Annotated in this window: 20 protein-coding genes; 9 read left to right on the top strand and 11 right to left on the bottom strand. The window is 63.6% G+C overall.

Annotated features, from left to right (window positions below):
* The first annotated feature begins 22 nt into the window (after nucleotides 1-22).
* The gene (locus ACP15R_RS08070) at nucleotides 23-592 is read left to right on the top strand and encodes a TlpA family protein disulfide reductase (RefSeq protein ID WP_424985890.1); all 570 of its coding nucleotides are present in this window, start codon (nucleotides 23-25) and stop codon (nucleotides 590-592) included.
* Nucleotides 593-623: 31 nt separating this feature from the next.
* Here ACP15R_RS08070 and ACP15R_RS08065 read toward each other — a convergent pair whose 3' ends face one another.
* Entirely contained in the window at nucleotides 624-1,208 is a 585-nt protein-coding gene (locus ACP15R_RS08065; protein ID WP_424985889.1) for a DNA-3-methyladenine glycosylase I, read from the bottom strand.
* A 143-nt stretch (nucleotides 1,209-1,351) separates the two neighbouring features.
* Between ACP15R_RS08065 and ACP15R_RS08060 the strand changes: the two genes are divergently transcribed.
* The 4 genes from ACP15R_RS08060 to ACP15R_RS08045 all read left to right on the top strand — a co-directional run bounded on the left by ACP15R_RS08060 (nucleotide 1,352) and on the right by ACP15R_RS08045 (nucleotide 5,610).
* Entirely contained in the window at nucleotides 1,352-2,194 is an 843-nt protein-coding gene (locus tag ACP15R_RS08060; protein ID WP_424985888.1) for an EAL domain-containing protein, read from the top strand.
* A 171-nt stretch (nucleotides 2,195-2,365) separates the two neighbouring features.
* Nucleotides 2,366-3,541 (top strand): acetyl-CoA C-acetyltransferase, encoded by a 1,176-nt coding sequence (locus ACP15R_RS08055; protein ID WP_424985887.1) that lies wholly within the window; start codon nucleotides 2,366-2,368, stop codon nucleotides 3,539-3,541.
* Between the two features lie 96 nt (nucleotides 3,542-3,637).
* Nucleotides 3,638-4,360 (top strand): acetoacetyl-CoA reductase, encoded by a 723-nt coding sequence (gene phbB, locus ACP15R_RS08050; protein WP_424985886.1) that lies wholly within the window; start codon nucleotides 3,638-3,640, stop codon nucleotides 4,358-4,360.
* 299 nt (nucleotides 4,361-4,659) lie between these two features.
* Complete coding sequence (locus tag ACP15R_RS08045; RefSeq protein ID WP_424985885.1) at nucleotides 4,660-5,610, top strand: transcriptional regulator GcvA; 951 nt, start codon at nucleotides 4,660-4,662, stop codon at nucleotides 5,608-5,610.
* A 58-nt stretch (nucleotides 5,611-5,668) separates the two neighbouring features.
* On the opposite strand, the gene ACP15R_RS08040 is transcribed toward ACP15R_RS08045, so the two are convergent.
* From ACP15R_RS08040 to ACP15R_RS08030, 3 genes are all read right to left on the bottom strand, one after another.
* Complete coding sequence (locus ACP15R_RS08040) at nucleotides 5,669-5,833, bottom strand: YdcH family protein (RefSeq protein WP_424985884.1); 165 nt, start codon at nucleotides 5,831-5,833, stop codon at nucleotides 5,669-5,671.
* Nucleotides 5,834-5,954: 121 nt separating this feature from the next.
* A complete protein-coding gene (locus tag ACP15R_RS08035) occupies nucleotides 5,955-6,728 on the bottom strand; it encodes a tRNA1(Val) (adenine(37)-N6)-methyltransferase (protein ID WP_424985883.1) in 774 nt (257 codons plus the stop codon).
* Nucleotides 6,725-6,940, bottom strand: a complete 216-nt coding sequence (locus ACP15R_RS08030) for a DUF2007 domain-containing protein (RefSeq protein ID WP_424985882.1) — start codon at nucleotides 6,938-6,940, stop codon at nucleotides 6,725-6,727. The genes ACP15R_RS08035 and ACP15R_RS08030 overlap by 4 nt, the downstream gene beginning before the upstream one ends.
* 56 nt (nucleotides 6,941-6,996) lie before the next feature.
* On the opposite strand from ACP15R_RS08030, the gene ACP15R_RS08025 reads away from it, so the two are divergent.
* On the top strand, nucleotides 6,997-7,995 hold the full coding sequence (locus ACP15R_RS08025) for a polyprenyl synthetase family protein (protein ID WP_424985881.1): 999 nt from the start codon (nucleotides 6,997-6,999) through the stop codon (nucleotides 7,993-7,995).
* Here the strand turns inward: ACP15R_RS08025 and ACP15R_RS08020 are convergent.
* The 6 genes from ACP15R_RS08020 to soxR all read right to left on the bottom strand — a co-directional run bounded on the left by ACP15R_RS08020 (nucleotide 7,971) and on the right by soxR (nucleotide 15,910).
* Nucleotides 7,971-8,840, bottom strand: coding sequence for a 4-(cytidine 5'-diphospho)-2-C-methyl-D-erythritol kinase (locus ACP15R_RS08020; RefSeq protein WP_424985880.1), 870 nt, complete (start codon nucleotides 8,838-8,840; stop codon nucleotides 7,971-7,973). The two genes, ACP15R_RS08025 and ACP15R_RS08020, sit on opposite strands and share 25 nt — an antisense overlap.
* The gene (locus tag ACP15R_RS08015; protein ID WP_424985879.1) at nucleotides 8,827-10,548 is read right to left on the bottom strand and encodes a tetratricopeptide repeat protein; all 1,722 of its coding nucleotides are present in this window, start codon (nucleotides 10,546-10,548) and stop codon (nucleotides 8,827-8,829) included. Before ACP15R_RS08015 ends, ACP15R_RS08020 begins: the two co-directional genes overlap by 14 nt.
* A 153-nt stretch (nucleotides 10,549-10,701) precedes the next feature.
* Entirely contained in the window at nucleotides 10,702-12,351 is a 1,650-nt protein-coding gene (locus tag ACP15R_RS08010; protein WP_424985878.1) for a 4Fe-4S dicluster domain-containing protein, read from the bottom strand.
* A gap of 184 nt (nucleotides 12,352-12,535) precedes the next feature.
* The gene (locus ACP15R_RS08005) at nucleotides 12,536-14,833 is read right to left on the bottom strand and encodes a molybdopterin cofactor-binding domain-containing protein (RefSeq protein ID WP_424985877.1); all 2,298 of its coding nucleotides are present in this window, start codon (nucleotides 14,831-14,833) and stop codon (nucleotides 12,536-12,538) included.
* Between the two features lie 3 nt (nucleotides 14,834-14,836).
* Complete coding sequence (locus tag ACP15R_RS08000; RefSeq protein ID WP_424985876.1) at nucleotides 14,837-15,289, bottom strand: (2Fe-2S)-binding protein; 453 nt, start codon at nucleotides 15,287-15,289, stop codon at nucleotides 14,837-14,839.
* 159 nt (nucleotides 15,290-15,448) lie between these two features.
* Nucleotides 15,449-15,910, bottom strand: coding sequence for a redox-sensitive transcriptional activator SoxR (gene soxR, locus ACP15R_RS07995; protein WP_424985875.1), 462 nt, complete (start codon nucleotides 15,908-15,910; stop codon nucleotides 15,449-15,451).
* 82 nt (nucleotides 15,911-15,992) lie between these two features.
* Between soxR and ACP15R_RS07990 the strand changes: the two genes are divergently transcribed.
* From ACP15R_RS07990 to ACP15R_RS07980, 3 genes are all read left to right on the top strand, one after another.
* The gene (locus ACP15R_RS07990; RefSeq protein ID WP_424985874.1) at nucleotides 15,993-16,373 is read left to right on the top strand and encodes a VOC family protein; all 381 of its coding nucleotides are present in this window, start codon (nucleotides 15,993-15,995) and stop codon (nucleotides 16,371-16,373) included.
* 180 nt (nucleotides 16,374-16,553) lie between these two features.
* Entirely contained in the window at nucleotides 16,554-17,024 is a 471-nt protein-coding gene (gene greA / locus ACP15R_RS07985; protein WP_424985873.1) for a transcription elongation factor GreA, read from the top strand.
* A 21-nt stretch (nucleotides 17,025-17,045) separates the two neighbouring features.
* The gene (locus tag ACP15R_RS07980; protein ID WP_424985872.1) at nucleotides 17,046-18,068 is read left to right on the top strand and encodes a hypothetical protein; all 1,023 of its coding nucleotides are present in this window, start codon (nucleotides 17,046-17,048) and stop codon (nucleotides 18,066-18,068) included.
* Between the two features lie 18 nt (nucleotides 18,069-18,086).
* Here the strand turns inward: ACP15R_RS07980 and ACP15R_RS07975 are convergent, their stop codons facing one another.
* Nucleotides 18,087-18,437 (bottom strand): phage holin family protein, encoded by a 351-nt coding sequence (locus tag ACP15R_RS07975; RefSeq protein WP_424985871.1) that lies wholly within the window; start codon nucleotides 18,435-18,437, stop codon nucleotides 18,087-18,089.
* Nucleotide 18,438: the final 1 nt, after the last annotated feature.

Here is an 18,438-nt window from a genome sequence, read left to right as displayed (position 1 = left end):
TTGGAAACCCTTCGGAGGGGACATGAGAAAACTGTTGGTCGGGATCGTTTATACGGCCCTTGCGCTCTGTGCAAACATCGCCATCGCGGACACCGCCGCGCTTGAGGGCCTGCGCGAGGGCGACATGAAAAAGCTGGTGTTTCATGCCGACCCCAAGCCGGTTTCCGAGCTGAGCTTCACCCTGGCCGATGGTGCCGGCGACGGCTCGCTTGCCGACTATCGCGGCAAGTATGTGCTGCTGAACTTCTGGGCGACGTGGTGCGCCCCCTGCCGCAAGGAAATGCCCATGCTTTCGGCGCTTCAGGACACGTTCGGCGGCGATGACTTCGAGGTCGTGACACTGGCCACCGGGCGCAACTCGCCGGTGGGTATCCAGAAGTTCTTTGACGAGATCGGCGTCGCCAACCTGCCCCGCCACCAGGACCCGCGACAGGCCGTGGCCCGCGACATGGCGGTTCTGGGTCTGCCGATCACCGTGTTGATCGACCCCGACGGCAATGAAATCGCCCGCTTGCAAGGCGACGCCGACTGGAACTCGGACAGCGCAAGGGCCATTCTTGCCGCGCTTCTGGGCGCGGCACCGCAAGGCTGAGGCGGCGCGTTTTCGGACCGGCCAGACGGGATCAGGCCCGCCCCCTGTCAACGACCATCCGGGCCACCTGCGCATGTCGCGGGCAGGTCACCAGGTGATCGTTGACCATGCCAACCGCCTGCATAAAGGCATAAACGATGGTGGGGCCACAAAAGCGGAACCCGGCCTTTTTCAGATCTTTCGAAATCTGCACCGAAAGCGGTGTCTGGGCGGGAACCTCACCCAGGCTTTGCCAGCGGTTCTGTAACGGCCTGCCCCCGACATATCCCCATAGAAACCGATCAAAGCCCTGCTCCTGCTCGATTTTCTGCCAGGCGCGCGCGTTGCCGATTGTTGCCTCGATCTTGCCGCGGTGGCGGATGATACCCGCATCTCCGAGCAGGCGCTGAACCTCGTCCTCGCCCCAGCCGGCGATGATGTTCGGATCGAACCCGTGGAACGCCGCGCGAAAATTCTCGCGCTTTTTAAGTATTGTCAGCCAACTCAGCCCGGCCTGAAAGCCATCCAGTATCAATTTCTCCCACAGCGCACGGCTGTCATATTCCGGCACGCCCCAATCAGTGTCGTGATATTCCTTGTAAATCTGGTCCGGCCCGGCCCATCCACAACGTTCCATCGCAGCCTCCCCTCCTGGTTTCAGGGGATTTGAACCAGATTCTCGGAAAAAGCGAGGTTTAAGGCGTTTTTCACGAAGGCGGCGAATTCTGTCGATGCCGCCTCATGCGCGGTCATGACCCGTTCACCAGCCAGGAGGATTCCATGTCGAGACGCCGCAGGATCAAAGCCGACATTCCCGAAGGCGGCCACAGCCCGGTTGACGCGGTCATCGCCGCGCGCGACTCGCAGACGCTCGACATGGTGAAAAACGCCGTCGCCTCGGGGCAGACGATGCTGGCCTTCCAACCGGTCATGCAGGCGCGCGCACCGCGAAAGACCGCGTTCTACGAAGGGCTCATCCGGGTTCTCGACCGCAGCGGGCGGGTGATTCCCGCGCGCACCTTCATGCCATCGATCGAGGCCACGGAACTGGGCCGCGAGATCGATTGCATAACCCTGGAAACCGGGCTGCGCACGCTGGCCGCCAACCCGTCGATCCGCCTGTCGCTGAACATGTCGGCGCGTTCGGTCGGCTACAAGCGCTGGATGCGCATCCTCGACCGGCACCTGAAACAGAACGCAACCGTAGGCGAGCGGCTGGTGCTTGAAATGTCGGAACAATCCGCGATGAGCATGCCCGAGCTTGTCGTCGATTTCATGGACCATCTTCAGGATCGCAATATCGGCTTTGCCCTGGACAATTTCGGTAGCGGGGCGCTGGTGCTGCAATACCTGAACGACTTCTACTTTGACGCGGTCAAGCTCAACGGGCCCTTCATGCACCGCCTTGCCGGCAATCCCGATAGCCAGAGCATCGTGCGCGCCCTGATCGCCGTCGCGAGACAGTTCGACATGCTGGTCATTGCCGGATGCGTCGAACGCAAACCCGACGCCGGATTTCTGGTGTCTGCCGGGGTCGATTGTCTGCAAGGGCACCTGTTCGGCGCTCCGACCGTGCGACCACCCTGGATCCCGCAGCCCGCCGACAGCCAGGCGGGACGCTGATATGCGCGGCGCGCCGTGACAAGCGCCACCTGAGACACACTGTCAGTTGCTGCCCCCGCGTCAATCCTTTATGTCCCGATGCGGAAGTGGGGAAATCGCGCGCCGGTTGCGCTTGCATTTTGCAGCCGTCAATGAGCCTCATATCTGCACGCTGGCAAAGGATTTGCGAAAATGACGAACGTAGTAATTGCATCTGCAGCACGGACCGGGGTTGGCAGTTTTGGGGGCTCTTTCGCCAACACGCCCGCCCATGATCTGGGTGCCGCGGTTCTCGAGGCCGTGGTCGAGCGCGCCGGGATCGACAAGGCCGAGGTGTCCGAGACCATCCTCGGTCAGGTGCTGACCGCGGCGCAGGGCCAGAACCCCGCCCGCCAGGCCCATATCAATGCCGGCCTGCCGCAGGAAAGCGCCGCCTGGGGCATCAACCAGGTCTGCGGCTCGGGTCTGCGCGCCGTGGCGCTCGGGGCCCAGCACATCCAGCTTGGCGATGCCGAGATCGTCGCCGCCGGCGGCCAGGAAAACATGACCCTGTCGCCCCACGCCGCCAGCCTGCGCGCCGGTCACAAGATGGGCGACATGAAGTACATCGACACCATGATCCGCGACGGGCTGTGGGATGCGTTCAACGGCTATCACATGGGCCAGACCGCCGAGAACGTTGCCGAGAAATGGCAGATCTCGCGCGAGCAGCAGGACCAGTTCGCCGTCGCCAGCCAGAACAAGGCCGAAGCCGCGCAAAAGGCCGGCAAGTTCGCCGACGAAATCGTGCCCTTCACCATCAAGACCCGCAAGGGCGACATCGTGATGGACAAGGACGAATACATCCGCCACGGTGCCAACCTCGAAGCCATGGCCAAGATGCGCCCCGCCTTTACCAAGGACGGCTCGGTCACCGCCGCCAACGCTTCGGGTCTGAACGACGGTGCGGCGGCCACCCTGCTGATGTCCGCCGAGAACGCCGAAAAGCGCGGTATCGAGCCGCTGGCTCGGATCGTGTCCTATGCGACCGCCGGTCTTGACCCGTCGATCATGGGTGTTGGCCCGATCTATGCATCGCGCAAGGCGCTGGAAAAAGCCGGCTGGTCCCCCGAGGATCTGGACCTGGTCGAAGCGAACGAAGCCTTTGCCGCACAGGCCTGTGCCGTGAACAAGGACATGGGCTGGAACCCCGAGATCGTCAACGTCAATGGCGGCGCGATTGCCATTGGTCACCCGATCGGCGCATCGGGCTGCCGGGTGCTCAATACCCTGCTCTTCGAAATGAAGCGCCGCGACGCCAAGAAAGGTCTCGCGACCCTCTGCATCGGTGGCGGCATGGGTGTCGCCCTCTGCGTCGCACGCGACTGATCGACAGCCGGTTCACGGTGTGACCAAGCGTCGCCCCGTGAACCGCAAACACATTCATAACAAACCAACAAACCCCTGAATTTGGAGGAGACAAACATGTCCAGAACCGCCCTCGTCACCGGTGGCAGCCGTGGTATCGGCGCCGCAATTTCCAAGGCGCTGAAAGCCCAAGGCTACAATGTGGCCGCCACCTATGCCGGCAATGACGACGCTGCTGCGGCCTTTACCGAGGAAACCGGCATCAAGACCTACAAGTGGGACGTCGCCAATTACGAATCGTCCAAGGCGGGCATCGCACAGGTCGAAGCCGACCTCGGCCCGATCGACGTCGTGGTCGCCAACGCCGGCATCACCCGTGACGCGCCGTTCCACAAGATGTCGCCCGAACAGTGGCAGCAAGTGGTCGACACCAACCTGACCGGCGTGTTCAACACCGTTCACCCGATCTGGCCGGGCATGCGCGAACGCAAGTTCGGCCGCGTGATCGTGATCAGCTCGGTCAATGGTCAGAAAGGCCAGTTCGCACAGGTCAACTATGCCGCGACCAAGGCGGGTGACATCGGCATCGTCCGCTCGCTGGCACAGGAAGGCGCGCGCGCCGGCATCACCGCCAACGCGGTTTGCCCGGGCTATATCGGCACCGACATGGTGATGGCGGTTCCGGAAAAAGTCCGCGAAAGCATCATCGCGCAGATCCCCGCAGGTCGCCTTGGCGAACCGGAAGAAATCGCACGCTGCGTTGTCTTCCTTGCCTCTGATGATGCCGGTTTCGTCAACGGCTCGACGATTTCCGCAAACGGCGCACAGTTCTTCGGCTGATCCGGCCGCAACGACCGTTACACCAATCAGGGGCCGGTTCCGTGGAACCGGCCCCTTTTTTCATGCCACCCGCCGACCGAGGCGCGGGATCAGCCGACGCCAGGCTTCGAGAAAGACGCGGGCGCGGTCTTCATGCGCTCTCTGAAAGATGAGGCGGGTTTCGGGGCTTGTGGTGCTTTCCAACATGGCGGAGCTCTCTTGACTCAAGAATATCTAACTCTGCTTCCATTATGAGAAAAGCCCAACAACGCGACAAACGAGGCTTTCCTATGCTTCGATTTAGGTTTACTTAACCGTACATGCCCGATCGACTGCCTCCGCTGACCGCCCTGCGCGCCTTTGACGCCGCTGCCAGGCACATGTCTTTTGCCCGCGCCGCCAAGGAATTGAACGTGACACCTGCGGCGCTGTCCTTTCAGATCAAGTCGCTGGAGGATCATCTGGGACAACCGCTGTTCCGGCGATTGAACCGGGCGGTCGAACTGACCGAGGCGGGCCGCATGCTTGCCCCCGGCGCGGCCCAGGGGTTCCAGACATTGACATCCGCATGGGTACAGACCCGAAGGCTACAGGACAACCGGACCCTGACCGTCACCGCGGGTCCGGCCTTTACCGCAAAATGGCTGGCCCCTCGGTTCTATGACTTTGCGCGCGCCCATCCGGATATCGACCTGCGATTCTCAGCCAGCCTGCGGGTGATGGACTTTGAGCGCGACGAGGTCGACGTGGCGATTCGCTTTGGGCATGCGCCCGATCCCGGCCTCTTTGTCGAACCCCTCGCGGTCGAATGGCTGACCCCGGTCATGACACCGGAACTTGCCGCCAGGTATCCTCGCCCCGAAGACCTGCGCCATGCACCGATCCTGTTTGACGAATCGCTGGATTTCCTGGACCGCAGCTGCGACTGGGCGGGTTGGTTCCGGGCCGCCGGGGTGGATTTCGTGCCGGATCACGGGGTGCAGTTTTCCCAGGCCGACCACGCCATCGACGCGGCATTGGCGGGGGCCGGCGTGGTTCTGGGCAGACGCGCCCTGGTTGTAGAGGATTTGCACGAAGGCCGGCTCGTCGCGCCCTACAGGCTGGCCATCACGCTTGAGGCACAGTTTCGCTTTCTCTGCCCCCTTGGGTTGCAGGATCGCCCGCATATCAAGGCCTTTCGCGACTGGATCTGGCATGAGATCGCAAAAACCGCGGAAGTATCCGAAAGACTGTCGTTTATCGCCGCCAGCGACGTGCCGCCGGCTGCCTGATATGAAAAGGGCGCGGCCATGATGCCGCGCCCGGTAGATTGGTCACAGAGACGAGGCGTCAGGTCGATAGCCTCTCGATCTCTTCTTTCAGTTTCAGTTTCTGCTTTTTAAGTTCCGCCAGATGCAGCCCGTCAACACCCGGGGCACGCTGCGCGGCTTCGACTTCGCTGCTCAGGTGCTGGTGCTTCTTTTTCAGTTCGATCAGGTGCGAGCTCAAGCTCATGGCAGTCCTCCTCTGAATAAGTTGCATCTGGAGTTGAGCATATTCCTTGGCGTCTGTCACGTGGCGCGAGCAGCTATTTGTAACAGTTTGTTGAAGACGCCCAATTCAGGGCCGTTTATGCCTAGGTCGCGGGCCAGTCCAGCGCGGCCCCGTCGCGCAACACCGCCGCGATTGCAGGCGCATAGCTCTCGGCGTCGCCTTCATGTCGCACGCCCTCGTGCATCAGGCATGGCGCGTGCAGGCGAAAAGGCGCGCGCCCGTCCTTGCGGGCGCGCAGGATCACCACGCCCGGTGCCCGGCCCGCGCGGGAGGCGAGCGGCAAGATCTCGACCGAGCCAAGCCGCCCGGCACAGCCCGCCAACATGTCCGGCAAGCGGTCGGCCCGCTGGATCATGTGCAGATAGCCCCGGGGCGCAAGGCGGCGCGCCGCGACCGCCAGCCAATCGGCCAGCGGCGTCCGCTGTTCGCTCAGCGCGATGCCGCGCCCCTCGTTCCGTGCGATGCTATGGGCACCGGGGCGATAATAGGGGGGATTGGCGATGACATGGTCAAAGCGCGCGGCCCGCAGCGGCGGCGGCAGGTCGTTGAGATCGGCGTGAACGACATTGAAAGAAATGTCGTTCCCCGTTGCGTTGCGCCGCGCCAGATCGGCATAATCGCACTGGAGTTCGACGCCCCACAGATCGAGCCCCGGCACCCGTGCGGCCAGGCAGAGCGCCGCCGCCCCGACGCCGCAGCCAAGGTCGAGCACCGATTGGCCCGCCCGCGCATTGACGCTGGCCGCCAGCACCACCGGATCAACCCCCGCGCGATAACCGGACTGCGGTTGCAGCAGGTGCAGACTCCCGCCCAGGAAGGCATCCCGCGTCACCGCATCATGTGCCCCGTCGCTCATCGGTCGATCGGGATGTCGTTGTCTTGCATGACGCGTGCGGCGCGGTCGTAATCCTGGCTGCGGACCATCATCCGGCGCGGGAAAATTCCGATGCCGCCTTCGAGGATGCTCATGTTTACGTCCATCTGAAAGCAGTCTATATCCTCGCCCTGAAGAAGGGCGGACGCAAAGGCCAGGACGGTCGGGTCGGTGCTGCGCAAAAGTTCCTTCATGACGCAGGATGTAAGGCCAGGGCGCGATGAATGTCGAGCCTTGACGCAGGAGTGTGATGAACATCAACACCGTGACCAAACCGCATGAACAACTGGCGGCAACGCTTGCCGATGACCTGGCCGCCGTGAACGACCTGATCCGGACCCGCATGGCCTCGGAACACGCACCGCGAATCCCTGAGGTCACCGCGCATCTGGTCGAGGCAGGCGGCAAGCGATTGCGCCCGATGCTGACCCTCGCTGCGGCGCGCATGTGTGGCTATGACGGGCCCTATCACGTGCATCTTGCGGCCACGGTCGAGTTCATCCACACGGCCACTCTGTTGCATGATGACGTGGTCGACGAAAGCGGCCAGCGGCGTGGCCGGCCCACCGCCAACCTGCTCTGGGACAACAAGTCGAGCGTTCTGGTCGGGGATTACCTGTTTGCCCGCAGCTTTCAGTTGATGGTCGAAACCGGGTCGCTGCGGGTGCTGGATATTCTTGCCAATGCCGCCGCCACGATTGCCGAGGGCGAAGTGTTGCAGCTGACGGCGGCGCAGAATCTCGCCACTGACGAAGAGGTGTATCTCAAGGTGGTGCGCGGCAAGACCGCGGCCCTGTTCTCGGCGGCGACCGAGGTTGGGGGCGTCATCGCCCATGCCGATGCCGACCAGATTCAGGCACTGTATGATTATGGCGATGCGCTCGGGATTGCGTTTCAAATCGCCGATGACCTGCTGGACTACCAGGGGGACAGCGCCGCCACCGGCAAGAATGTCGGGGACGATTTCCGCGAGCGCAAGCTGACCCTTCCGGTGATCAAGGCGGTCGCCCGGGCAACCGCCGAGGAACGCGCGTTCTGGGTCCGCACCATCGAAAAGGGCCAGCAGACCCCCGAAGATCTTGACACCGCGCTGTCGTTGATGGCCAGGTACGGAACGCTGGACGAAACGCGCAGGGATGCGCTGGCGTGGTCGGACAAGGCCCGCGCCGCGTTGCGCCGGTTGCCGGAACATCCGATCCGCCAGATGCTGGACGACCTGTCGGATTACGTGGTGTCGCGCCTGAAGTGAGGCGCTGATCCCGGGTCTGCGAGCATCGCCGCCTGAACCCACCATTGGGGCTGCGCCCGCTGCAACGCGGCGGAGGCCGATTGCGCCTGTTGCGCGGTTGCGAAAATGCCGAAACAGGTGGCTCCCGATCCGCTCATCCGCGCCAACAGCGCCCCCTCGCGACGCAGCGCGGCCAGACAATCGCCAATCGGCGGGCATATCCGCATTGCCGGGGCTTCAAGGTCGTTGCGTTGCTGCGCCAGCCATCGGGCGCAGCCGGCAACTTCGGCAAAGGCCGGCCATTCGGGCATGGGCGATCCGTTGCGACAGGTCAGCGCGCGGAACACATCGGGCGTATGGACCGCACCCCCCGGATTGACCAGCACCGCCGGAAGCGGCGGAATGCCCGCGATCCTGTCGATCCGTTCACCGATGCCGCGCATGCGCAGGGTTTCCGAGAGCAGGCAAACCGGCACGTCCGCGCCCAGTTGCAACGCCTGCCCCACCGTGGGCGGCGCAATGTCGTGGCTGGTGACAAGGGCGCGCAGGGTGGCGGCGGCGTCCGCCGATCCCCCTCCGATACCCGCGGCGGCGGGCAGGCGTTTGTAGAGGGTAATCCGCGCATCCGCCACCCCCGCGAGCCGCGCCGCGCGCAGCACGAGGTTATCCTCGCCCACGGTCAGCCCGGCGGCATTTGGTCCGGTGATGCTCAGGTGCAATCCCTGCCCTTCGCAGATCGAAATCCGATCACCGACATCGGCAAACACCACCAGAGAATCCAGCAGGTGATAGCCATCCTGCCGTTGTCCGGTGACATGCAGTGTCAGGTTGATCTTGGCGGGAGCAAAGGCCTCAGCCCTGGTCATTCACCACCTTCAGCGGCTCCGAGCCTTCCTCGACAAGAACCTGGTCCAACCCGATTTCGAGCTTGCGGCGTATGCGTTCCGGGTCGGCCTCGCTGTCGGTATCCTCGGGGTCGATAAAGGATATGGCGCGTTTCCACTGGAACTCGGCCTCGCGATACCGGCCCACCGCCCAATAAACATCGCCAAGGTGATCGTTGACCACCGGATCGACCGGCATCAATTCGACGGCGGTCTCCATATGGCCCACCGCCTCTTCGTAGCGCCCGAGACGGAACAGAACCCAGCCCAGGCTGTCGACGATATAGCCGCTGTCAGGGCGCGCCTCGACCGCGCGCTCGATCATGCCAAGCGCCTCGTCAAGGTTGGATTTCCGCTCGACCAGGGAATAGCCCAGATAGTTCAGCACCTGCGGCTGGTCCGGGTTGATCTCGAGCGCGCTGCGAAAATCCGCCTCGGCGCTGTCCCACTGTTTCAACCGCTCGTGGCTGATGCCGCGCGCATAATGCAGGAACCAGCGTGCCGGGGCCTCCTGGTCGGAAAATTCCAGGGCGCTGTCATAGGCCGTGATCGCCTCGGCGTAATGTTCCTGCTGACGTTGCAGATCGCCAAGGGCGGAATAGACCGGTGCGAGGGTCGGGTAATCGGCGGCAAGCCGTTCCAGAACCTCGATCGCCGCATCCGGCTTGGCCGCGCGGCGCAGGGCTTCGGCGCGGCCCATTTCGGCGGCATGATAATCCGGGCTGTCCGAGGGGATCTGTTTGTAGGTGGCAACCGCGAGGTCATACTGGCCAAGAATATCCAGCAACTGAGCACTGAGCAGGAGCGAATCCACATGGCCCGGTCGCAGATATGTCGCGGTGCGCGCATAGATCAGCACATAATCGTCGGACGCCTCGCCATTCAGCGCCTGCCCGATGGAAAAGAACACTTCGGCCATGCCGTCCCTGACCGAAGTGACAAGGGAAAACGGCAACTGCTCGCCGGCGGCAAGCCGGTCGGCCACATCCTGCAGCCCCGGATCCAGCGTGGTGCCAAAGGCATTCTCCAGAAATGCGGTTGCGTCGTCGTTGCGCTCAAGCTGTGACAGGATTTGTGCCCGGGCGATCGCGGCACCGCGCGACAGGATCGACAGGCCCGAACTTTCATCCGCAAAAATCGCCTCGGCCCCCTCGAAATCGCCCACCGAGGCCAGCGCCAGCGCCTTGTGATAAAGCGCAAAACCGCGCAGCCCCTTTTGGCGCGAAACCGTGTCGAACTGTTCCAGCGCCCTGGCGACCGAACCCGCCCCCATATGCGCCCAGCCGGTGATCAGGCCATCCACCAACGGCCCACCGCCAAGCGTTTCCGGATCGCGGGCCAGCAATTCCTCGTATTTGCCATTCTCGATGAGATCGGTGATCACCACCAGATGCGCCACCTGGCTGTGCAGGCCCAGCTGCTCCATGTGCTTGGCAACCGGCAATGCCTTGTCGACCTTGCCCAGGGCAAATTGCGACAGCACCACCTGTTCCATCAGGTGCGGATTCTGGCGGTCGCGTGCCAGGGCACGGGTGTAATAGGCCGCCGCCTCGGCAAAATCACTGGAGATCAGCGCGTGACGCCCCGCGAGATATGCCCCGGCGGACGTATCCGCCTGCGCTCCGATGGGTGCGCTGATCGCAAGCAGGGTCGCCGCAAGGGCCACACCGCGAAGGAGAGAGTGTTTCAAGAGACCTGCCTCGTCGGTTATCTGCCCGACAAATTAGGCCTCCTGCTGGGGCGAGGCAATGGCGCAACCCGAACTATCGCGCCATTGTCGGTTCAATTTGGCCAATTCCCGCAGGAAATGGCCGGTTTCCACCATCTGCGCCGCAGATCGACGCTACATGTTGGGATAGTTCGGACCGTCCCCGCCCTGGGGCGTGGCCCAGTTGATGTTCTGGCTGGGATCCTTGATATCGCAGGTCTTGCAGTGCACGCAGTTCTGGAAGTTGATCACGAACCGGGTTTCCTTGCCTTCCTCGCTGACGAATTCATAAACCCCTGCCGGGCAATAGCGCGCCGCCGGGCCGGCATATTTCGGCAGGTTCACCTTGACCGGGACATCGGCATCCTTGAGCTGCAGATGCGCGGGCTGGCTTTCCTCGTGGTTGGTGAACGAGAACGCCACGTTGGTCAGCCGGTCAAACGACAGCGTGCCATCGGGCTTGGGATAGTCGATGGGCTTGTGCTTGCTGGCCTCTTCGGTCGAATCCGCGTCGGTCTTGCCATGTTTCTGGGTGCCGAACAGCGAAAAGCCGAGCGTGTTGGTCCACATGTCGAACCCGCCCAGAACCAGCGAGGGCACCAGCCCCCATTTCGACCAGAACGGCTTGACGTTGCGCACCTTTTTCAGGTCCTTGCCGATTGCGCCGCCGCGTACTTCGGTCTCATAGTCCGACAGCTCGTCGCCGGCGCGGCCCGCGGCAATCGCCGCATGGGCCGCCTCGGCAGCCGCCTTGCCCGACAGCATCGCGTTGTGATTGCCCTTGATGCGCGGCACGTTGACCATGCCGACCGAACAGCCCAACAACGCCACCCCAGGCGCCACCATCTTGGGCATCGATTGATAGCCGCCCTCGGAAATCGCCCGCGCGCCATAGGCCACGCGTTTGCCGCCCTCGAGCAGTTCGGCCACCATCGGGTGATGCTTGAACCGCTGGAACTCCATATAGGGGAACAGGTGCGGGTTCTTGTAGTTCAGGTGGACGACGAAGCCGACATAGACCTGGTTGTTTTCCAGGTGATAGATGAACGATCCGCCCCCGGCATTGCCCCCCAAAGGCCAGCCCATCGTGTGCGTGACGGTGCCTTCCTTGTGCTTGGCCGGGTCGATCTCCCAGATTTCCTTCATGCCGATGCCGAATTTCTGCGGCTCGTGGCCCTGGCTCAGATCGTATTTGGCGATCACCTGCTTGGACAGCGACCCGCGCACGCCTTCCGACAGGAACACGTATTTGCCGTGCAGTTCCATGCCCGGCTCGTAATTCGCCCCGTGGCTGCCGTCGGCTTCCTTGCCGAACTCACCGGCGACCACGCCCTTGACGCCGCCCTTGTCGTCATAGACCAGCTCGGAACAGGCCATGCCGGGAAAGATCTCGACGCCAAGCGCTTCAGCCTGTTCCGCCATCCAGCGGCAGACATTGCCCATGCTGACGATGTAATTGCCGTGGTTGTTCATCAGGGGCGGCATCGGGAAATTCGGCACCCGCAATTTGCCCGCTTCGCCGAGCATATAGAAATTGTCTTCGCGCACCGGCACGTTCAGCGGCGCACCCTTGTCTTTCCAGTCGGGGATCAGCGCATCAAGGCCACAGGGATCAAGCACCGCGCCCGACAGGATATGCGCGCCGACTTCGCTGCCCTTTTCCAGCACGACAACGTTGATGTCCGCGTCCAGCTGTTTCAGTCGGATCGCAGCGGACAAGCCAGCCGGGCCGGCTCCGACGATCACAACGTCATATTCCATCGCTTCGCGTTCAATCTCGGCCATATGCGGGCGCTCCTTGGCTGGCGGTGTGTGTGGCCCGTTTCAGGGCGCAACAATATTTCGCGGCTGATACCTTTTGTCAGGGCCCTGCGTCAATCGCAACACCGCGTCAGAGCACCCAAGGCGATTTTCCGGGAAATCGGCGGCACGGGCGGGCGGTTTCGTCAGCCGCCCGCCCATTTTCGCGTCAAAAGTCGGTGTCCATCGGCAAGGCCCGGTGCCGCACGCCGGTGGCGACGTACAACCCGTTGGCGATGGCCGGGGCAACCGGCGGCACACCCGGTTCGCCCACACCGGTGGCATGAACTTCAAAGGGATGCTCGACGATATGCGTTACAACCGAACCGGGGAAATTGTCCGCGCGCACAACGTCATAATCGTGATAGTTGCTCTGCTCCACGGCCCCCTGGTCAAAGGTGATCGAGGAATTCAGCGCCAGCGTCATGCCCATCACCGATGCGCCTTCCATCTGGCTGCGGATGCGCTCGGGATTCGCCGCATAGCCGCAATCGATCGCCAGGTGCATCCGGGGAATGTCGATTGCGCCATCCCGCACCCGCACATGCGCCGCACAGGCCACGTAGGACACAAAGCTGCGATGCACCGCCAACCCGATCCCCTCGCCCTCGGGCAGGTCGGTGCCATAACCGATTCCCTCCGCCGCCATGTTCAACACATGCGCCAGCCGCCCGGTTTCGATGGGAAACCCGGCCGATGGTTCGCCATAGTTCCAGAACGTCTCGGGATAGCCCTCGGCGGCGAGCTCCACCTGGCGCGGCGCACCGATCAGTTCGAGCCACATCTCGCGCTGGTCCTTGCCCAGCTCGGCGGCAAGGTCTCCGACAAACGAGCCGATTGCCCAGGCACGGGGAATGTTGGAGACCGAGCGGAACCAACCGATGCGGGTATGCGCAAGCGCCTTGCCGTTCTCGATGCTGACATTGGCAATGTCAAAGGGCATGTCCAGATGCCCCATCCCGCTCTCGATGGGGAATTGCTGGCCGCTGTCCGGTGCAAAGGTCGACAGGATCGACGGCGCGACCGAGTTGTGCCGCCACCCCGTCACCTTGCCCGCATCATCCAGCGCCACCTCGATGCGCTCGGCAGACGTGGTGTGGTAAAAGCTGTGCCGCACATCGTCTTCGCGGGTCCATTGCATCCTGACCGGCGCACCGGTTTCGCGGCTCAGCAATGCCGCTTCGGTAACGAAATCCGCCTTGGACTTGCGCCCGAACCCGCCGCCAAGCAGGGTCACGTTCACCCGCACATTGGCCGGGTCGACCCCGAGCGCCTTGGCCACGTCGGTACGCGTGGTATAGGGGCTTTGCACTGGCGCCCAGATCTCGACCCCCTCGGCCGTGACCGAGGCCAGTGCAACCGGTGGCTCCATCGGGATATGCGCCATGTGGTCCTGGGTATAGGTCTGTCCGAAAATGCGGGCGGCATCGGCAAAGGCGGCATCGGGCGCACCACGTGTCCGCAGCACCTGCCCCTTGTCCAGCGCCGTGGCCTTCATCGCCTCCATGTAGGGGCCGGAACTGTAGCTGGCGTTCGGGCCGTCATCCCACGCGATCTCGAGGCTGTCGCGCCCCTGCAACGCCGCCCAGGTATTCTCGGCCACCACCGCGACACCGCCCAGGGGCGCGAACCCGCCGGGGGCCGTCCAGTCGGGCAGTTGATAGATCCCGACAACCCCCGGCACCGCCATCGCCGCTGTCGCATCAAAGGACGCCACCTTGCCCCCCACCACCGGAGGGCGGGCCGCAACCGCGTAGAGCATTCCCGCAAGTTTGACATCGGCCCCATAGACCGCCGCGCCCGTGGTGATGTCGTGCAGGTCGGTGATCTGCACCTCGCCCTTGCCCATGTAACGGAACTGATCCTCGGACTTGTAGGCGATCTGCTCATGCGCGGGCACCGGCATCGCCATCGCGGCCTGCGCCAGTTCGCCGAACCCAAGCACATTGTCGCCATGGCGCGCCTCGTGGTTTTCGACGATGACATCCTCTGGCGCGACCCCCCATTGCGCGGCGGCGGCGGCCTGCATCATGTGGCGCACCGACCCGCCAATCTTGCGCGCGGCCTGGATATGGTGGCGCATGCTGCGTGACCCGTCGGTATCCTGGTTGCCGTATTTCGGCTCGTCGCCCTCGGCCTGCACGATGCGCACGCGGGACCAGTCGGCCTCCATTTCGTCGGCCATGACCATCGGCAACGACGTGCGGCTTCCGGTGCCCATCTCGGAACGATGCGCCACCAGCGTCACGGTGCCGTCCGGGTCGATGCTGACAAAGATCAACGGATCGTCGCGCAACCCGTGCGGCATCTGCTCCCCTCCGGTGGGCCATTTGGGAAAGGCGTCGCCCCGGGTCGCATAGGCCCCAAGGGCAAAGGCCGCCCCGGTACCCAGAAAAGCGCGGCGGGACAGCTTGGCAATGGCGATGCCCGTGGGCTGCGGATCATGGTCTTGCAAATATTTCAGCATGGCTCAGCTCCCGGTACTGGCAAGGCGCACCGCCTGCACGATTCGCTGGTAACAGCCACAGCGGCACACGTTCCCGGCCATCGCGGTCAGGATTTCGTCATCGCTGGGTTTGGGGTTTTCCGCGAGCAGCGCGGCGGCCTGCATGATCTGGCCGGTCTGGCAGAACCCGCATTGCGGCACGTTCAATTCGCGCCACGCCTGCTGGACACGGTGCTCGCCGTCGGGGTCAAGCCCCTCGATCGTGGTGACCGATTTGCCCGCGACCTCGCTGACGCTGGCCTGGCAGGCCCGCACCGCCTTGCCATCCACATGCACGGTACAGGCCCCGCACAGCCCCGCCCCGCAACCATATTTCGTTCCCGGCAGATCAAGCACATCGCGCAAGGCCCAGAGCAGCGGCATGTTCGCGTCACCCTCAAAGGCGCGCGTCGTTCCGTTTACAGTCAGCGTCGTCATGAGTTCCTCCCAAACGTCAGGGTCAAGGTCAGGACAGGAACCGATTCTGGCTGCCGGTTTTCCGGTCGCTAGGATCTCAGCCTAACATGCCGCCTTAAGGTTGAAAGAATTTTTGTCGTATTCGCCTTGGCCGCGCCCCCGGTGCCACGCCGCGAATTGTCACGCGCCCGGCTCTGGCCGATCTCCCATCAGATAGCGGGGTCCGCTTCCCCGCTGGCGGGCGCGGTCGTCGGGGTTGTAGAGTTTGCACTTGGGCAGCGACAGGCACCCGCAGCCGATACAGCCATCCAGATTGTCGCGCAGCCTGACCAAGGTCTCGATCCGGGCATCAAGATGGGTTCTGAAGGTCTCGCTGATCCGGGTCCAATCCGCCGGTGTCGGCGTCCGCTTGCCCGGCAGCGTCGCCAGCAGGTCGCGGATCTCGGGCAGCGAGAAACCGAATTGCTGGGCGATCATCACAAAGCTGAGCCGGCGGATATCGGCCCGGTGAAACCGCCGCTGCCCGCCCCCGTTGCGCCATGGCTCGATCAGCCCCTGCGATTCGTAATAGCGGATCGCCGACACGGCCAGCCCGGTACGCTCGGCCAGCGCACCGATGGAAAGCCCCTTGGAAACAGTCATTTCACGCTCCGACAAGTACCTTGACCTAAAGTTAGGTTTAGAAATTACGATAACAATATCAACCCCAATGAAAGGACCGGCCATGCCCGCCATGCTCGAACACACGAACCTCACCGTCAGCGACCCCGACGCCACCGCCGCCTGGATGTGCGACCTGTTCGGCTGGCACGTCCGCTGGTCCGGGGCCGCGATGCAGAGCGGGCGCACGGTTCACGTCGGCACCGACAGCCACTATCTGGCGCTCTATTCACCAGGCGCGCCGGCCAAGCCGGTGGATGACAATTACCAGACCATCGGCGGGCTCAACCATATCGCGGTGGTGGTCGACGATATCGCCGCGATGGAGCGCGCGGTGATCGCCGCCGGGTTCAAGCCGATGAACCACGCGGATTACGAGCCGGGGCATCGATTCTATTTCCACGATCACGACAATGTCGAATACGAGGTGGTGCAATACGACTAGCAGCCCCGCGACAAGCCCGCATTCGGCGCGGTTTCTGCCCTCATTCGGCCAAAACCCGCGTGTGGCGTGTCATCCTGCCCCTTGCAATCCGCCCCGCGATTGGGTCAGGTAAGGTCTGACTTATCTACCGTCCCGGCGTTTCATACGGCGGGGCGTCTCATTTTGAGCGGATCGACACCCATGGACAAAATTCCGATGACGCCGACAGGTCATGCTGCACTCGAGACCGAGCTCAAACAGCTCAAGACCGTCGAGCGGCCAGCCATCATCAAAGCCATCGCCGAAGCGCGAGAGCATGGCGATCTTTCGGAGAATGCCGAGTATCACTCCGCGCGCGAAAAGCAGTCGTTCATCGAGGGCCGCGTCAAGGAGCTCGAAGGCGTGCTCAGCCTTGCCGACGTGATCGACCCGTCCAAGCTGTCCGGTGCCATCAAGTTCGGCGCGCGGGTCACGCTTGTCGACGAGGACACCGAGGAAGAGAAAACCTGGCAAATTGTCGGCGAGTACGAGGCCAATATCGAAAAAGGCCTCTTGAACATCAAATCCCCGATCGCGCGCGCGCTGATCGGCAAGGAAGAAGGCGACAGCGTCGAAGTCCGCACGCCGGGTGGCGAGCGGTCTTACGAAGTGGTGAGCATCGATTATTCCTGACGGATCCTGACGGAGCGCACCATGTCGGAGCATTCGACCGAACCCGAATCGACCGCGTCCCGGTCGCTCGGGGCCTTTAGCAGACCCAGCAATGACCGCCTGACGGGGATCGAGATCGCCGCCATCGGGTTCTCGGTGCTGTGGCTTGCGGTGTCGCTGGGATTTTTCCTGGTCACCCCCGCAGATGAGCGCAGCGGGTTTGGCGGGCTTGGGCTGCTCTCGACCCTGATGACCGTGTTCCTTCCGGTTGGATTGATCTGGGCCGTGGCGGTGCTGGCGCGCTCCAACCGCGCCCTGCGCGACGAGAGCCAGCGGCTGCACGCCACGGTGGATGGCCTGCGCCAGGCCTATGTCACGCAGGCCCAGAAGGGCCAGTCCAACAGGGACAACGACCTGTCAAAACGCCTCGACGACATCGCCGCCTCCACCCTGCGCACCGAGTCGATGCTGGCGGCGCTCACCACACAGGCCGCGCAACCGGTTGCCGATACCGTGGCATCCCCCGCCCCCCCGCCCCCGCGCGAGGATCAGGGCGCGCTCGAGCTTGCGCCCCCCGCCGAGGCCGCCGCCCCGCCGCTTGCCGCCGAGAGCTTTGTCCGGGCATTGAACTTCCCGGAAAACGCCGAGGACAAGGCCGGGTTCGACGCCATGCGGCTGGCGCTGCGCAACCGGCAGGCCGCCCAGTTGATCCAGGCCAGCCAGGATGTTCTCACCCTGCTCAGCCAGGAAGGCATCTACATGGATGATTTGCGCCCCGACATGGCCCGGCCCGATGTCTGGCGGCAATTCGCCCATGGCACGCGCGGCCGCGAAGTCGCCGACATGGGCGGCGTTCATGACCGCACGGCGCTTGGGCTGACGGCGGGCCGCATGAAACAGGACCCGATTTTCCGCGATGCCGCGCATCATTTCCTGCGCCTGTTCGACCGGATGTTTGCCGAATTCGAAGCCGAGGCGGGCGACGCGGATATCTCGGCACTCAGCGACACGCGCACGGCCCGCGCCTTCATGCTGCTGGGCCGGGTTGCCGGGACGTTCGACTGAAACCGCCGGCGCGCCCCGTCAGGACTTGCCCGCCTTGATCCCGGCCTGCATCCCGTAGAGAAACGCCTGAACCAGCGGCGGCGCGTCGCTGGCATCCGCCGGGGGCTCCGGAGGCGGTTGGTCGCTGTGCGTGGCTGGCCGGGGCGCCGGTTTGGCGATGGCAAAACCGATGACGATCAGGCCAAACCCGAGACAGGCCGTCCCGACGATCAGCGAGGCAAACGGCGCACCATATTGCAGCGACAGGTACAGCCACAGCGCCGCCACCAAGAACCCGATGCCCGCAAGCACCAGCAGCGCCCCTCCTCCGAGCAGCGCGGTCTGCAACGCGGCACGGGCCGCCCTGCGTTTCAGCTGATCCGCCACCATG

This window comes from Microbulbifer sp. S227A (genome assembly GCF_049800935.1).
Note: the sequence above shows the minus strand (reverse complement) of the source record. Positions and strands in the feature narration are given on the sequence as shown.

Bases quoted from the DNA above. Each gene is read 5' to 3' on its own strand.
- ACP15R_RS08070 (WP_424985890.1), top strand. From the start codon at position 23: ATGAGAAAACTGTTGGTCGGGATCGTTTATACGGCCCTTGCGCTCTGT.
- ACP15R_RS08065 (WP_424985889.1), bottom strand. From the start codon at position 1,208: ATGGAACGTTGTGGATGGGCCGGGCCGGACCAGATTTACAAGGAATAT.
- ACP15R_RS08060 (WP_424985888.1), top strand. From the start codon at position 1,352: ATGTCGAGACGCCGCAGGATCAAAGCCGACATTCCCGAAGGCGGCCAC.
- ACP15R_RS08055 (WP_424985887.1), top strand. From the start codon at position 2,366: ATGACGAACGTAGTAATTGCATCTGCAGCACGGACCGGGGTTGGCAGT.
- phbB (WP_424985886.1), top strand. From the start codon at position 3,638: ATGTCCAGAACCGCCCTCGTCACCGGTGGCAGCCGTGGTATCGGCGCC.
- ACP15R_RS08045 (WP_424985885.1), top strand. From the start codon at position 4,660: ATGCCCGATCGACTGCCTCCGCTGACCGCCCTGCGCGCCTTTGACGCC.
- ACP15R_RS08040 (WP_424985884.1), bottom strand. From the start codon at position 5,833: ATGAGCTTGAGCTCGCACCTGATCGAACTGAAAAAGAAGCACCAGCAC.
- ACP15R_RS08035 (WP_424985883.1), bottom strand. From the start codon at position 6,728: ATGAGCGACGGGGCACATGATGCGGTGACGCGGGATGCCTTCCTGGGC.
- ACP15R_RS08030 (WP_424985882.1), bottom strand. From the start codon at position 6,940: ATGAAGGAACTTTTGCGCAGCACCGACCCGACCGTCCTGGCCTTTGCG.
- ACP15R_RS08025 (WP_424985881.1), top strand. From the start codon at position 6,997: ATGAACATCAACACCGTGACCAAACCGCATGAACAACTGGCGGCAACG.
- ACP15R_RS08020 (WP_424985880.1), bottom strand. From the start codon at position 8,840: ATGACCAGGGCTGAGGCCTTTGCTCCCGCCAAGATCAACCTGACACTG.
- ACP15R_RS08010 (WP_424985878.1), bottom strand. From the start codon at position 12,351: ATGGCCGAGATTGAACGCGAAGCGATGGAATATGACGTTGTGATCGTC.
- ACP15R_RS08005 (WP_424985877.1), bottom strand. From the start codon at position 14,833: ATGCTGAAATATTTGCAAGACCATGATCCGCAGCCCACGGGCATCGCC.
- ACP15R_RS08000 (WP_424985876.1), bottom strand. From the start codon at position 15,289: ATGACGACGCTGACTGTAAACGGAACGACGCGCGCCTTTGAGGGTGAC.
- soxR (WP_424985875.1), bottom strand. From the start codon at position 15,910: ATGACTGTTTCCAAGGGGCTTTCCATCGGTGCGCTGGCCGAGCGTACC.
- ACP15R_RS07990 (WP_424985874.1), top strand. From the start codon at position 15,993: ATGCCCGCCATGCTCGAACACACGAACCTCACCGTCAGCGACCCCGAC.
- greA (WP_424985873.1), top strand. From the start codon at position 16,554: ATGGACAAAATTCCGATGACGCCGACAGGTCATGCTGCACTCGAGACC.
- ACP15R_RS07980 (WP_424985872.1), top strand. From the start codon at position 17,046: ATGTCGGAGCATTCGACCGAACCCGAATCGACCGCGTCCCGGTCGCTC.
- ACP15R_RS07975 (WP_424985871.1), bottom strand. From the start codon at position 18,437: ATGGTGGCGGATCAGCTGAAACGCAGGGCGGCCCGTGCCGCGTTGCAG.